Source organism: Kitasatospora cathayae (genome assembly GCF_027627435.1).
In the GTDB taxonomy this organism is placed as follows: Bacteria; Actinomycetota; Actinomycetes; order Streptomycetales; family Streptomycetaceae; genus Kitasatospora; species Kitasatospora cathayae.
Window position 1 is genome coordinate 6,053,975 of record NZ_CP115450.1, and the last position, 13,445, is coordinate 6,067,419.

General features: G+C 73.2%; 11 protein-coding genes. 4 read left to right on the forward strand and 7 right to left on the reverse strand.

From position 1 onward, the window contains the following. Nucleotides 1–174: 174 nt before the first annotated feature. Nucleotides 175–1,035, forward strand: a complete 861-nt coding sequence (locus O1G21_RS27090; protein WP_270147304.1) for an AfsR/SARP family transcriptional regulator — start codon at nt 175–177, stop codon at nt 1,033–1,035. 117 nt (nt 1,036–1,152) lie between these two features. Here the strand turns inward: O1G21_RS27090 and O1G21_RS27095 are convergent, their stop codons facing one another. Together O1G21_RS27095 and O1G21_RS27100 are read right to left on the reverse strand one after the other, a co-directional pair. Continuing rightward, nucleotides 1,153–2,190 carry an alpha-ketoacid dehydrogenase subunit beta gene (locus O1G21_RS27095; RefSeq protein WP_270147305.1) on the reverse strand — a complete coding sequence of 346 codons (1,038 nt, stop codon included), beginning with the start codon at nt 2,188–2,190 and terminating at the stop codon, nt 1,153–1,155. Nucleotides 2,191–2,225: 35 nt separating this feature from the next. After that, nucleotides 2,226–3,152 carry a thiamine pyrophosphate-dependent dehydrogenase E1 component subunit alpha gene (locus O1G21_RS27100; protein ID WP_270147307.1) on the reverse strand — a complete coding sequence of 309 codons (927 nt, stop codon included), beginning with the start codon at nt 3,150–3,152 and terminating at the stop codon, nt 2,226–2,228. A gap of 479 nt (nt 3,153–3,631) precedes the next feature. Between O1G21_RS27100 and O1G21_RS27105 the strand changes: the two genes are divergently transcribed. From O1G21_RS27105 to O1G21_RS27115, 3 genes are read left to right on the forward strand one after another with little or no spacing between them, the layout of a single operon-like run. Beyond that, a complete protein-coding gene (locus O1G21_RS27105) occupies nt 3,632–4,810 on the forward strand; it encodes a cytochrome P450 (RefSeq protein WP_270147308.1) in 1,179 nt (392 codons plus the stop codon). Between the two features lie 13 nt (nt 4,811–4,823). Continuing rightward, nucleotides 4,824–6,098, forward strand: a complete 1,275-nt coding sequence (locus O1G21_RS27110; RefSeq protein ID WP_270147311.1) for an activator-dependent family glycosyltransferase — start codon at nt 4,824–4,826, stop codon at nt 6,096–6,098. Nucleotides 6,099–6,105: 7 nt separating this feature from the next. Beyond that, complete coding sequence (locus O1G21_RS27115) at nt 6,106–6,765, forward strand: dTDP-4-dehydrorhamnose 3,5-epimerase family protein (protein WP_270147312.1); 660 nt, start codon at nt 6,106–6,108, stop codon at nt 6,763–6,765. Nucleotides 6,766–6,835: 70 nt separating this feature from the next. Here the strand turns inward: O1G21_RS27115 and O1G21_RS27120 are convergent, their stop codons facing one another. From O1G21_RS27120 to O1G21_RS27140, 5 genes are all read right to left on the reverse strand, one after another. Beyond that, complete coding sequence (locus O1G21_RS27120) at nt 6,836–8,290, reverse strand: NDP-hexose 2,3-dehydratase family protein (RefSeq protein WP_270147313.1); 1,455 nt, start codon at nt 8,288–8,290, stop codon at nt 6,836–6,838. Between the two features lie 52 nt (nt 8,291–8,342). Beyond that, a complete protein-coding gene (locus tag O1G21_RS27125) occupies nt 8,343–9,542 on the reverse strand; it encodes an FAD-dependent monooxygenase (protein WP_270147315.1) in 1,200 nt (399 codons plus the stop codon). 75 nt (nt 9,543–9,617) lie between these two features. After that, nucleotides 9,618–11,591, reverse strand: a complete 1,974-nt coding sequence (locus O1G21_RS27130; protein ID WP_270147316.1) for an anthranilate synthase family protein — start codon at nt 11,589–11,591, stop codon at nt 9,618–9,620. A 3-nt stretch (nt 11,592–11,594) separates the two neighbouring features. Further along, on the reverse strand, nt 11,595–12,254 hold the full coding sequence (locus O1G21_RS27135) for an isochorismatase family protein (RefSeq protein WP_270147317.1): 660 nt from the start codon (nt 12,252–12,254) through the stop codon (nt 11,595–11,597). Between the two features lie 66 nt (nt 12,255–12,320). Beyond that, nucleotides 12,321–13,106 (reverse strand): 2,3-dihydro-2,3-dihydroxybenzoate dehydrogenase, encoded by a 786-nt coding sequence (locus tag O1G21_RS27140; RefSeq protein WP_270147318.1) that lies wholly within the window; start codon nt 13,104–13,106, stop codon nt 12,321–12,323. Nucleotides 13,107–13,445: the final 339 nt, after the last annotated feature.

A 13,445-nucleotide genomic window follows, 5' to 3' on the forward strand; every position in this document is an offset into this window, starting at 1 on the left:
GACAACCTAGCACCTCTTGACCAGCACCTAAGGCATTTAGGCCAGGTCGATTCCGTTCGCCGGGCGTGGGGCGCGATACCCCTGGCGCGGGCGCGGTTCCTATGTATATTAGGCGTGAACCAAGGGCACCGAGGTTGGCAGGCCACGACAATGACTACTGGGGGTGCGTCCCATATGCGGGCCGAGAACGACACGGCGGTGGCGGTGGAATCGTGTGACATCCGGGTGCTGGGGCCGATGAGTGCCCGGCTGGGCGGAACGTCCATCGTTCCCACCGCGAACAAGCCGCGTCAGCTGCTCGCCCTGATGGCCCTGAACGCCGATCGGTTGCTCACGGTGTCGACCCTCATGGACGAGATCTGGTCCGACGCGGACGCGCCCCGCAGCGCGCTGCCGACGCTGCACACCTACATCCTTCAGCTGCGGCGCCTGATGACCAAGGCGCTCGGTCCCGACGCGACCTGCGCGGCCAAGGACATCCTGGTGACCAAGCCCGGCGGGTACCTGCTCAGCGTGTCGCCGGACTCGGTGGACGTGACGGCGTACCAGAAGCTGCTGACCTCCGCGCGTTCGGCGGCCGCCCGCGGGGACGCGGTGGCCGCGGCCCGCGCCTACGACGCCGCGCTGGGGCTGTGGCGCGGACCGGCGCTGGTCGACGTGCAGCCCGGTGCGGTGCTGAGCCCGGAACTGGCCCGGCTCGAGGAGAACCGCCTGGGCGTCGTCGAGGAGCGGATCGACGCCTGGCTGCGGCTCGGATGCCACTCCCAACTCCTGGACGAGCTGGCCTCCTTGACCAGGCGCCATCCGCTCAACGAGAACCTGCACGCGCAGTTCATGACCGCGCTGTACCGCGCCGGTCGGCAGAGCCGGGCGATGGAGACGTTCCAGAGCCTGCGCCACCGGCTGGTGGAGGCGCTGGGCATCGAGCCGTCCCGCCGAGTACGGACGCTGTACCAGGCGATGCTCTCCGCCGATCCCGAACTCGACGTCCTGCCGGCGGACGACCGGACCCGGCTGGCGTTCGCGGCGGCCTGACCGTCGCTCACCCGACGACCCGGCTCGGGGCGGCGCTTCGCCCGGAGCCGGGTCGTCGTCGGTACTCGGAGCCGGCACCCGGGGGCGGTGCCGGCTCCGAGGGATTCGAGGGCCGGCTCAGAACGGCCCCTGGAAGCCGGCCGCGACGTCGACCAGCCCGGGAAGGTCCCCCCGCGCCTCTCCGCAGACCGCCAGACAGGCGTCTGCGATGGCGTCGGCACTGGGGTGGTAGGCCTCCTCGAGAGGCTGGGACACCGGCGCGGGGCTGTCGGGCAGCGTGATCCGGCGCACCGGGGCGAGCAGGGCCTGCGGCACGTTCTCGGCGACCACGGCGGCCACCTCCGCGGCGAAGCCGTACCGGGACCAGCTGGTGTCGGCGACGACGAGCCGGCCGGTCTTGGCCACGGAGGAGCAGATGATGTCGTCGTCCAGCGGCCGCAGGCTGCGCACGTCGACGACCTCGACGCTGATCCCGCGCAATGCGAGCTGCTCGGCGGCGCGTTCGGCCTCGTGGACCATGAGGGAGGCCGCGACCACGGTGACGTCCTGGCCGGGGCGGGCGATCCGTCCCACGCCGAAGGGGATCGGGACGGCCTCGGTGGGCACCTCGCCGGTGAGCGAGTACAGATTGCGGTTCTCGATCAGCACCACCGGGGTGTCCCCGGTCAGGGCCTGGACCAGCAGGCCCTTGGCGTCGGCCGGCGAGGCCGGGGTGGCCACGTGCAGGCCCGGGTAGTGCGCGAAGGTGGCGTGCGGGCTCTGCGAGTGGGTGGCGCCCTGGCCCCAGCCACGGCCGACCACGCCGCGGGTGACCACCGGGACACCGCCCTTGTCGCCGCCGTAGGTGTAGCGCCACTTGGCCGCCAGGTTCACCAGCGGATCGAGGGCCAGGAACATGAAGTCGGCACGGATGTGCACCAGCAGCGGGCGGAAGCCGGCCGCGGCCGCCCCGATGGCGAAGCCCGCGGTGGCGTTCTCCGCGTTGGGCATGTCGATCACCCGGCCGGCGCCGAACCTGGCGAACGCCTCCTTGGTGGTCCCGAACGTGCCGTTGACGTCGTCCACGCCTTCGCCGGCGACGAAGATCCGATCGTCCTGCAGCATGCACTGGACGGTGGCCTCGCTGATGGCCTGCCCGTAGGTCAGCTTGCGCATGTGTGGTGTCTCCTTCTCCCGTCGGGTGTCGACGGTCAGCGGGCCAGGGGCAGGTAGGCGCCGTCGAGCAGGCCGTCGACCGAGGGGAACGGCAGTGCCTTGGCCCGGTCCACCGACTGGTGGATCTCCCGCTCGAACCGGGTGCGCCAGTCGGCCACCGCGGCGTCGATGTCCGGCTCCTCGGCGCGCAGCGCTGCCGTGGCGCGCACGATCGGGCACTGGGCCGTCCACTCGTCGATCTCCTCCTTGGACCGGTACCCGTAGTCGTGGTCCCAGTCGGGGCCGACGTGGGCGCGCCAGCGGTAGGTCGACAACTCCAGCAGGAACGGTCCGTGGCCCTCGCGCGCGTGCGCCACCGCCCGCTGCGCCGCGGCGTGGACGGCGAACACGTCGTTGCCGTCGACCAGTTCGGACGGCACTCCGGCCGCCTCGGAGCGGCCGGTGATCGACGTGCCGGCGGGCTGCCTGGCCGACAGCGGCGAGCAGGCCGAGTACAGGTTGTTCTCGCAGACGAACACCACCGGGGTCTTGTGTACGGCCGCGAAGTTGAGCGACTCGGCGAAGACCCCCTCCTCGGTGGCCCCGTCGCCGAAGTACGTCAGGGCGACCCGGGCCTCGCCGTTGCGGGCGAACGCCCAGGCGGTGCCCACGGCCACCGGGATCATCTCCCCGAGGATCGCGGCCGAGCCGGCGAAACCCGCCGCCTGGTCGATCACGTGCATCGAGCCGCCCCGGCCGTGGGCGCAGCCGTCCTGCCGGCCGTAGAGCTCGGCGACCAGCGCGTCCAGATCGCCGCCCTTGGCGAGGTACGGAGCGTGGGAACGGTGACTGGTGTACACCCAGTCCTGCGGAGTCGTGGCCGCGCACACTCCGACCGCGCTGGCCTCCTGGCCGATGGAGAAGTGCACGGGCGTGCGGATCTCCTGCTCGTCGCGGTAGTAGTCGGCCAGCGTCTCCTCCACGACACGAATCCGTACCATGTCGCGAACCAGTCGGGCACGATCAGACACCATGGTTGAAGTCCCAGTCCCTGAGTAGACGAAGTGCGACGGCCGCGGTCCACCACGCCGTCGTTGCGCGTGAGGTCCTCCTGCGCGGTCCGCCCGGCCCGGTCGGCCGTCGTTGCGGGCCGCGCTGCCACAGCGGGATCGCGGCACCCGGCCTCCGGCGGTCCTCGCCGTCCGGGTACCGGTGCCACACGATCGGTCCGTCGCTCGGCCAGTATTGCGGCACTCGATGGAGAGCCGGTTGATTCGTGCTGAGTCGGCCCGAACATCCGGGTGCCGACGGGCCGTTCGGGGGCGGTGGGCCGGCGGCCGCGCGGGGCGGTTCAGCACCGCTCGATCGGTGCTCAGCCGCCCGGGCCGAGGATGTACGGGGAGCGGTGGGCCGAGTCCTGCCGCCGCCCGATTGAGCGCCTGGACCAGGAGGATTTCCGCTCGTGCTGCTCACCGACCCCGGACTGGGGCGCCGAATCCAGCTGCAACAAGGCCTTGTCTGGCTCGCGGCAGCCCAGGGAGACCCCTGCGCGGCTCTGCTGCGCGGGCTCGACACCGATCCGCGCGAGTACTGGCGCCGGCTCACCGAACGGCCGCTCGGCCGCAGCGCCACCGGCGCCTGGGTGACGGCGCGGCACGCCGTGGCGAGCCGGGCGGCCGCCGAGCCGGCCCTGTGCGAACGCCCGCTCCTGGACGGCTTCGGCCCGAGCGCCGCGGACGGCGCGCCGCAGGACCAGGTGCCCGCCGACGGCGGCGACGACCCGGTGTTCGACGTCGAACAGGCCTGGCGCCGCGCGCTGGCGGCCGTCCCCGCCGCCACCGGCGGGGACGGCGGGTGGGACGTGGTGGCCGTCGCGCGTGCCGCCGCCGTCGAGGCGCTGGCCCTGGCCTGGGGCCTGGACGCCGACGGACGGCTGGAGTTGAGCGCGGCGGTCGAGCTGACCGACGGGCTGCTCGACGCCTCGTGCTATCCGCAGAACCTGGCCGACACCCGGCGCATCGCCCGCGGCGTGACCGCCCTGCGGGCCCTGCCGGCGGTCGGTGGGTCCGAGGAGCGGCTGCTGCTGGCGGCGGTCGGCGTGCGGATGGCGACCGACCTGGTGGTCAACACCCTGGTGCGGTACCCCGAGGCGACGCCCCGGCAGGATCTGGAGGCCCTGTGGGAGCGGCTGCGCGCCGAGCCGGGAGGGGCGGCGCGGGCGGTGGCGGAGACGCTGCGCTGGGCCGGCCCGGTGCAGCTGCGCACCCTCGTCGCGCAGGCGCCGTGCGAGCTCGCCGGACAGCGGATCGAACCGGGGGAGGAGGTGGTGATCCTGCTCGGAGCCGCCAACCGCGACGCCGAGGCGTTCACCGACCCCGACCGGTACGACCCCGACCGGTTCGCGGCGGCCGCCCCCGACCGGTCCGATCCCGTCGAGGCGGCGCGAGCCGCGCAGGTCGTGCTGCCCGGTGCGCCGAGCACCCGGGTGCTGTCCTTCGCTGCGGCGAGCGCGCGGGAGGGGCTGAGCCGGCTCGCCGTCCTGCGCCCGCGGCCGAACGGGACCGAGGCGCCGGCGCGGCGCGCGGCCGCCCCGGTGTCCCGGTCGCTGCTCGCCTTCGCCGCCCGCACACCCCTGAGCTGAGCCAGGAGAAGACATGAAGATCCTCTTCGTGAGCATGCCTCACCCCACGCACTTCCACCCGATGGTGTCGCTGGCCTGGGCGCTGCGCTCGGCCGGTCACGAGGTCCGGGTGGCCGGTCACCCGGACCTCACGGACACGGCCACCGGCGCCGGGCTGACCATGGTGCCCGCCGGGAAGCCCGGCTGGTACCGCGACGACCCCTACGAGCCCGACCTGTACGGGCAGTTGATGGGCCGAGGCGCCTCCGACTTCCTGCGCACCTTCGACTGGTCCTGGACCGACGAGCGGGCCTGGAGCTGGGAGGGCCTGCTGGGGCAGGAGAAGATCCTGGTCTCCGCGCTGCTCGCCGGCATCAGCAACGACCCGTTCCTCGACGACGTGATGGACTACGCCCGCCACTGGCAGCCCGACCTGGTGATCTGGGAACAGCTCACGATGGGCGGCGCGGTGGTGGCCGAGGCCCTCGGCATCCCGCACGCGCGCTTCCTCTACGGCCTGGACTTCCTCGGCCGCGCCCGGGAGGAGTTCCTGCGGCTGTACCAGCAGCGACACCCCGACCAGCGCGAGGACCCGACCCGCGAGTGGCTGGAGGAGGCGGTGGGCCGCTTCGGCGGGACCTGGAGCGAGCGGCTGCGGGTCGGCGGTTTCACCATCGCCACCACCGTCCCGGGCACCGAGTTGGAGGTCGGCTTCGACACCATCGGCATGCGCTACGTGCCCTACAACGGGCGATGCGTGGTGCCGGAGTGGCTGCGCGAGCCCACCGACCGCCGTCGGGTCTGTCTGACGCTCGGCACGTCCAACGAGATCGAGAACACCGGCACCACGGTGGGCGAGATCTTGCGGGGGTTGGCCGACCTCGACGTGGAGGTGGTCGTCACCCTCGGCGCCGAGGAGGCGGCCAAGATGGGCGAACTGCCGGCGAACGCGCGGCCCGTGGGCTTCGTGCCGCTGCACGACCTGCTGCCCACCTGTCAGGCGATCGTGCACCACGGTGGCTTCGGTTCGCGCCTGACCTCCGCCTACCACGGGGTGCCGCAGCTCATCCTCGGCCACGGCTACGACACCATGCTGGCCGGGCAGCGGCAGGAGAAGCTGGGCGGCGGACTGTGCCTGCCGGCCGACAGCGCCACTCCGCAGGAGATCCGGGACTGCGTGGCCCGCCTGGTGGACGATCCGGCGCTGGCCGCCGGCGCCGCGCTGATCCGGGCCGACCTGCTGGCGCAGCCCTCGCCGGCCGAGGTGGTGCCGATGCTGGAACGCGTCGTTGCCGAGTGGGGCCGGTGAGCGCGGCATGACCGTCGATCAGCACGGGACGGCCGCCACCGCCGAGGCTCCGGGGGCGGCACGTCCGGGCGGAGCCGGCGTCCGTGAGCTGGGCGTCGCGGGCGCCTTCGAGTTCACTCCCACCGTGTTCCCCGACGACCGCGGGCTGTTCGTGGACTCCTTCCGGCTGGCGGCCTTCGAGGAGGCGGTCGGCCACCCGTTCCCGGTCGTCCAGACCAGCCAGAGCCGCTCGCGCCGGGGCGTGGTCCGCGGAGTGCACTACACCGCGACACCGCCCGGCATGGCCAAGTTCGTGCACTGCACCGGCGGGCGGGCGCTGGACTTCGTGGTGGACCTGCGGGTCGGATCGCCGACCTTCGGCAGCTGGGACAGCGTCGTGCTCGGCGGGGAGGAACTGCGGTCGGTCTACGTGCCGGTCGGCGTGGGGCACGCGTTCGTGGCGCTGGAGGACGCCACCACGATGGTCTACCTGATGTCGGGCGGATACGTGCCCGCCAACGAGCTCGCGGTCTCCCCGCTGGATCCGGACCTGGCACTGCCGTACGACCAGGGCGTGGCGCCGGTCCTGTCCGAGCGGGACCGGGCGGCCCCGACCCTGGCGCAGGCCGTCCGCCTGGGACTCCTGCCGGACTACCGCACCAGCCTCGAACTCGACGAGGCGCTCTGAGGAGCCCCGCACCGTGCCCGGGGGCCGGCCCGCGCGCTGCCGCGCGAGCCGGCCCCCGGGCACGGTCCGTTCAGCCGGCCGCGGGTGCGGCGAGCAGGCTCCGCAGACAGGCCAGCAGGCCGCGCGCCTCCACGTTGAGGTAGTAGCTGTGCCGCAGCAGTTCGGTGAGCTGGCGCACCGTCAGCCACCGGTGGTCCGGGTGCTCCGCCGACCAGTCCGGCTCCGCCTCGACGATCAGGTAGCGGTTGCGGGTGTGGTAGAACCGTCCGCCCTCCTCCGAGAGCGTGGTGTCGAAGCGGACCCGCCGCGGGTCGGCGCCGAGCACCTCGTCGAGGAAGCGCGGGCGGGCCTCGGCGGGCAGGTGGGCGTAGTTCTGCGGGGTGCACTGGACGGTGGGGGCCAGTTCGATGACGTCGTTGTGCCCGGCCTCGGCCCTCGCCTGGACCAGGACGTGCAGGACGCCGTCGATCTCCCGGACCAGGAAGGCGATCACGCCGGGTCCGGTCGCGGCGATCAACGGCTGGGTCCACTCGTCCACCTCGCGGCCCCGGGCCCTGACCCGCACGCCCATGACGTCGAAGAACGCACCGGTCCGGTGGCTGATCCGGCCCTCGGCCGACTGCCACTCGTCGACCTGGCGGAGCGGCACCAGTCGGGCCCGCAGGTCCGTGGTGCTGCGGGCCTCGGTGACCCAGTGGGCGATCTCCGCGCCGGTGTGGCGGCCCTCGTCGGGGCCGGCCGCGCAGGACCGCAGCAGCGCGGAGCCGAACGCGTCCCCGGGGGAGCCGACGGTCTCGGTGCCGGGTCCGGCCAGTGGCAGGCAGGCCAGCGCGGCGCGCGAGTCCATGTTCACCAGGTCGTCCACGGCGAGCAGTTCGTGGAGCTGGCCGAGCGTCAGCCAGGTGAAGCCCTCGCGCACCGCGACCGGCTCGCGCACCTCGACGATCATGTTGCGGTTGCGCTTGCGGTAGAACCACGCGCCCTGCTCGGACTGGCGTACGTCCGCCAGCAGGGTGTGCCGCGCCGCGTCGCGGAAGTACTCCACGTACGGGACGTCGCGGCCCCGGTGGGCGCGGGTGAAGTTGCTGCGGGTGGCCTGCACGGTGGGTGACAGCTGGGGCCCGTCGCAGTTGCCGGGTTCGACCTTCGCCTGCATCAGGAAGTGCGGGACGCCGTCGAACTCGCTCATCAGGATGCCCAGGATGCCGGTCTCCGGCTGGTTGATGACGGGCTGGCTCCAGTGCGGCACCGCACTGTCCGGGCGTTCCACCCGCAGGCCTTCGATCGAGAAGAACCGCCCGCTGTCGTGGACGAGGTTCCCGGTCTCCGGGTCGGTGTGCCAGCCGACCAGTTCGTCGAGCGCGATCGGCTCCACCTCGGTGTGCAGGCGCTCGGCGCACGCCGCGAACCACCGGTGGAAGTCCGCCGTGGTCGTCAGCCCGCCGGCCCGGGCCGCTGCGGAGCGCGCCAGGCCTCTCACCCGCTGCTCGTCAACGGTCGTCGCAGCCAAAGGAGTTGTATTCATCCGGTCTCCTGCATCCAGTCATCGGCCAGGTGGGTGGTGGTGAGGCGGCGGCTCACTGTGCTGCGAGGGTGGTGGCACCCCGGGCGTCGTGGGCGTGGAGCCAGTCGACGGCGTCCATCAGGTCGTCCGCGGACATGTCGGCGAGCAACGCGTCGCGGGCCTGCGCCGCGCCGTCCGACGGGTGGTAGACCTCGCGGCCCATCCAGCGCGACACGTCCTGGACCCTGGCGGTGCGCTCCTGCCGCAGCGACGCGAACTCGCGCAGCTGCTCGGCGAGTCGGGCGGACGGACAGTCCCGCAGCAGATCGCCGAGCACCACCGCGTCCTCCAGGGCCATGCAGGCGCCCTGGGCGGCGTACTGGAGCATCGGGTGCGCCGCGTCCCCGAGGACCGCGGTGCGCCCGTCGGTCCAGGTCGTGGTGGCGTCGCGGTCGCACAGCACCCAGGTGCGCCAGTCGCGGCCCAGTTCCAGCAGGCGGCGGCCGGCGGGGTGCAGGCCGGGGAACCGGGCGAGCACCTGTTCCCGCTCCGTGGGCAGGCCGGCCACCGCTTCGCGGGCGCCGTCGTCCTGGGTGATGGCGAGGTTGAGTCGGCTGCCGCCGGCGATCGGATAGTGCACGAAGTGCCAGCCGGGGCCGACCCAGAGGGTGACCGTGTTCGAGCGGAGCTCGGCGGGCACCGCCGCCATGGGCACGACCGCGCGGTGGATCGTGTGGCCCGAGACCCGGGGCGGGCCGTCGCCCACCAGCTGGGCGCGGACGGCCGAGTGGAGGCCGTCCGCGCCGATCAGGGCGTCGGCGGTGCGGTCCGGACCCCGGGCGGTCAGGGCGCGCACCTGGTCCGGCCCGCCCTGGTAGCCGGTGACCTCCACCCCGGCGTGCAGGGTGATGCGTCGGTGCGCCTGGCAGGCGTCCAGGAGCGGCCGGTACAGGTCGCTGCGGTGGACGACGGCGTAGGGCAGGCCGAAGCGTGCCCGGTAGGCGTGGTCCAGCGACAGGACCGCCAGCGGAGCTCCGGAACGGCCCTCCAGGAGTCGCAGGGCGTCGACGTGGACGGCCGCGGCGCTGACCGGCTCCGCCAGGCCGAGCCGCGCCAGGGCGCGGAAGGCGTTGGGGGCGAGCTGGATGCCGGCGCCGAGTTCGGTGAACTCGCCCTTGCGTTCCAGGACTTCGACGGTGTGGCCGGCCTGGGCGAGGGCGAGGGCGGTCGCCAGTCCGCCGATTCCCCCGCCTGCTACGACGACATGTGGCACGTGAGTCCCCTGTGGTTCGTGCGGAAATGGTGGTGCGTCGGTTTCGGTCGGCGCGTGCGAGACGGATCGGACCGGTCAGCCGACGCCGACGGACCCGGTCAGATGGGTGGATCCGTCGGCCCGGCGCTCCGGTCGGGAGCCGGTCAGGTCGGCGACCAGGTCGGCCAGGACGGTCAGGCCGTCGCGGCTGAGCAGGGATTCGGCGTGGAACTGGAGCGACGCGAAGGCCGGCCCGCGCAGGCCGTGCACCTGGCCGGTACCGGGATCGCGGCAGACCGCGACGGGACCGGGGAGCGCGTCGTGGTGCAGCACGTCGTCGGCGGCGTGCAGGGCGAAGGTGTTGTAGAAGCCCACCAGGACCCGGCGGCCGAAGAAGTCGATCTCCTTCTGCACGCCCTGGTTGGGGCGGCTGCGCCGGACGACGGGCAGGTCGAGGAGGGTGCCCAGGACCTGGTGGCTGAGGCAGACGGCGAGGAAGGGGGTGCCGTCCGCCAGCAGCCGCGCGATGGTGCCGCGCAGGGTGGCGATGCGGGGGTCGCCGGTGTCGCACGGGTCGCCCGGGCCCGGTCCCATCACCACGAGGTCGTAGCCGTCGGCGGGGTGGTCCTGGTCGAAGCGGCGCACGTCGACCGTCAGCCCGAGGGCCCGCAACTGCTGGGCGATCATGCCGGTGAAGGTGTCCTCGGCATCGACGATCAGGGCCCGCTTGCCCTCCGCCACCCGGGGGTCCGGCGTCCGGGCCGGCCGGAGCGCCGGGTCGAGCCAGAACGCGGCCAGGCGGCTGTTGCGGGCGGTGAGGGCTTGGCGGACGCGCGGGTGGTCGTTGAGGTCGCCGGGCGCGGCGGTCTCGGGGCCGGTCGGCGCGGCGCCGAGGGCGCGGAGCATGCCGCGGGCCTTGGCATGGGTCTCGGCGGCCTCGGAGAGCGGGTCGGAGTCGCGCACCAGGGTGGCGCCGACGGCCAGTTCGAGGCGCCCGGCGGTGATGTCGGCGGTGCGCAGCAGGATGGCGGAGTCCAGGGACCGGCCGCCGTTGATGTCACGGCTGATCAGCGCGGCGGCGCCGCTGTAGTAGCCGCGTCCGCGCGGTTCGTGGCTGTGGATGACCCGGCAGGCGTTCTCCAGTGGGCTGCCGATCACGGTGGGGGCGAACATCGTCTCGCGCAGGATCTCCCGCACGTCGTGGGAGCTGTGGCCCTGGATCAGGTACTCGGTGTGTGCGAGGGTGGCCATCTGCTTGAGGTAGGGGCCCACGACCCGTCCGCCGCCCTCGCAGATCCGGGCCATCATCTTGAGTTCCTCGTCCACGACCATGTACAGCTCGCCGGCCTCCTTGGGGTCGGCGAGGAAGTCCAGCACGTCGGTCAGGGTGGGGCCCTGCGGCGGGTGGCGCAGGGTGCCGCTGATCGGGTTCATCACGACGGTCTGGTCGAAGAGACTGACGTGGCGCTCGGGGGTGGCACCGACGAGGGTGCGCGTCCCGGTGTGGACGAGGAAGGTCCAGTAGGCGCCGCGCTCGCCCCGCAGGAGCCGGCGGAACAGGCTCAGCGCGGTGCGGGTGGACCAGTTGTGGATGCGGGCGGTGAAGGCCCGCTTGATCACGAAGTTGGCTCCCGCCCCGGTGCCGATCTCCTCGGTGAGCACCCGCCGGACGATCGAGGCGTACTCGTCGTCGTCGATGTCGAAGCCCGGGTCGGTGAGTTCGGCGGGTTCGTCGGGCAGCAGCTCGAGGGCCCGGTCCAGCGGGCAGGTGTGCTGCTCCGCGACGGTCATGGCGAGCAGTGGGGTGCCGTCGTCGTGGCAGGCGAAGTCCCGTTCGCGTAACTGCCGGTAGGGCAACAGCACCAGGCTCTCGTGGCGCGGTCCGGATGGGCCCTGGTCGAGCGGCGGCAGCGGGACGTCGGCGATCCGCTGGACCTCGGTGATGTCGCCGGTGAGCAGTTCGACGCGGTGGCCGACCGCGTCGGGGCGGTGCAGCAGTGCGAAGGCGGGCGGGCAGGGGCCGAGGACGCGTTCGAGGAGCCCGGCGAATCCGCTCTGGTCGGGGACCATGGGTCAGACCTGCCCGACGAGTCCGGGCTGCCCGACGTGCTCCAGCAGCCGATCGGTGGTCATGACGACGGCGCAGCGGGCCGCCGCGTACTCCAGCGCCCAGTCGTGCCGTTCGGCGGAGAAGTCCGCGACGGCGTCCGCGACCAGGAACGTCTCGATGTCGTGGGTGAAGGCGTCGACGGCCGTCATCAGGCAGCCCACGTGGGCGTAGACGCCGCAGATGACGAGCTGGTCGCGCCCGGCGGCACGCAGGTGGTCGAGCAGGTCGTTGCCGTGGAAGGCGCTGTAGCGCCACTTGGTGAAGACCGTGGCGTCATCGTCGGGGGCCACGTCGTCGACGATCTGGCGGTCCTCCGGGCTGGTGCGCATGCCCGGGCCCCAGAAGTCCTTGAGCAGCCCGCGTTGCTGGTCGCTCATGCCGCCCGGCTGCGCGGTGTAGGTGACGGGCATGCCCAACTGCCGACATCGTTCGACCAGGCGTCGGCTGTTGTTCAGCAGGCCGGTGACGGGTTCGTGGCCGGCCGTGAAGGGCGCCACGAAGTAGCGCTGCATGTCGTGCACCAGCAGGGCGGCGCGGCGCGGGTCGGGGATCCACGGGGCGGTGTTGGCGGGCAGTGACCGCTCGGTGGGCAGGGGGTAGGGGGCGATGCCAGGGATGGCCATGGGGCGTCCTCCAGGAGGTGGGGCGGCCTGGCGCGGCCGCTGCGGGCGGGGTCGGCCGGGTGATCGCTAGCGGCCGAGCGCGGCACCGCCGTCGACGTACAGGTCGTGCAGGGTGATCTGGCCGGCCCGGTCGGAGAGCAGGAACGCGACGGCGTCGGCGATGTTCTGCGGGGTGGCGAAGCGGCCCAGCGGGATTCCCACGCGGTACTGCTCCGGCACGCCGTTGAGGGAGTCCGTCGGGCCGGACTCGTCGGTCCACAGGGAGCGCAGCATCGCGGTGTCGGTCGAGCCGGGGCACACCACGTTGCAGCGGATGCCGTGCTGCGCCAGCTCTAGGCCGAGGGCCTTGGTGTAGGCGGTGGCCGCGGCCTTGGAGGCCCCGTAGGCGGCCATGCCCATCCGGGGGACTCCGGCGGCGTTGGAGGCGACGGTGACGATCGCGCCGCGGATGCCGTGCCCGACCATGCGGTGCGCGACGGCCCCGGACACGCGGAAGACCCCGCCGGCGTTGACGGCGAAGGTGTGCTCCCAGTCCTCTTCGGTGAGCGACAGCGCCGAGCGGGACCGCAGCACGCCGGCGGTGTTGACCAGCAGCTCGATGGGACCGAGCTGCGTCTCGACGGCGGCGACGGTCTCCTCGACCGAGCTCGTGGAGGTCACGTCCGCGGCGAAGACCGTCACGGACAGACCCTCGGCGGCGACGTCGCGCCGCAGTTCCTCGAGGGCGTCTCCGCCCAGGTCCAAGGCGGCCACCTGGGCACCCGAACGGGCCAGGGTGCGCGCGACGCATCGGCCGATGCCTCCCGCGGCGCCCGTCACCAGCGCGACCTTGCCGGCGTGTTCCCTGTCCATGATCGTCTCCCATCGCGGGGCGGATACGGCTGCTGGTTGGTGGAGCGTGAGCGTCGGGCGGGCGGGGAGCGGACAACCCGACGGATCGGCGCCGGGGTGGGCCGCGGCGCGCGGTCGTGCTGCGGGGACGCTCGTCCAGGTGGTCAGGGCCGCGGGGCGGGAGCCGGTCGGCGGGTTCGCCCGCGGCGAACCCGATCATCCGGACGTGAATGCCGTGACCATGCCATAATTCCCTTGGTGACGGGCCCCGCGCCGAACGCCGGGATGCGTGGTCACCCGCCTGCGGGTGTCGTGCGGGCGGCCCGCCGTCCCCTGCCGTCCCGGTCGGCCGGGCCGTCG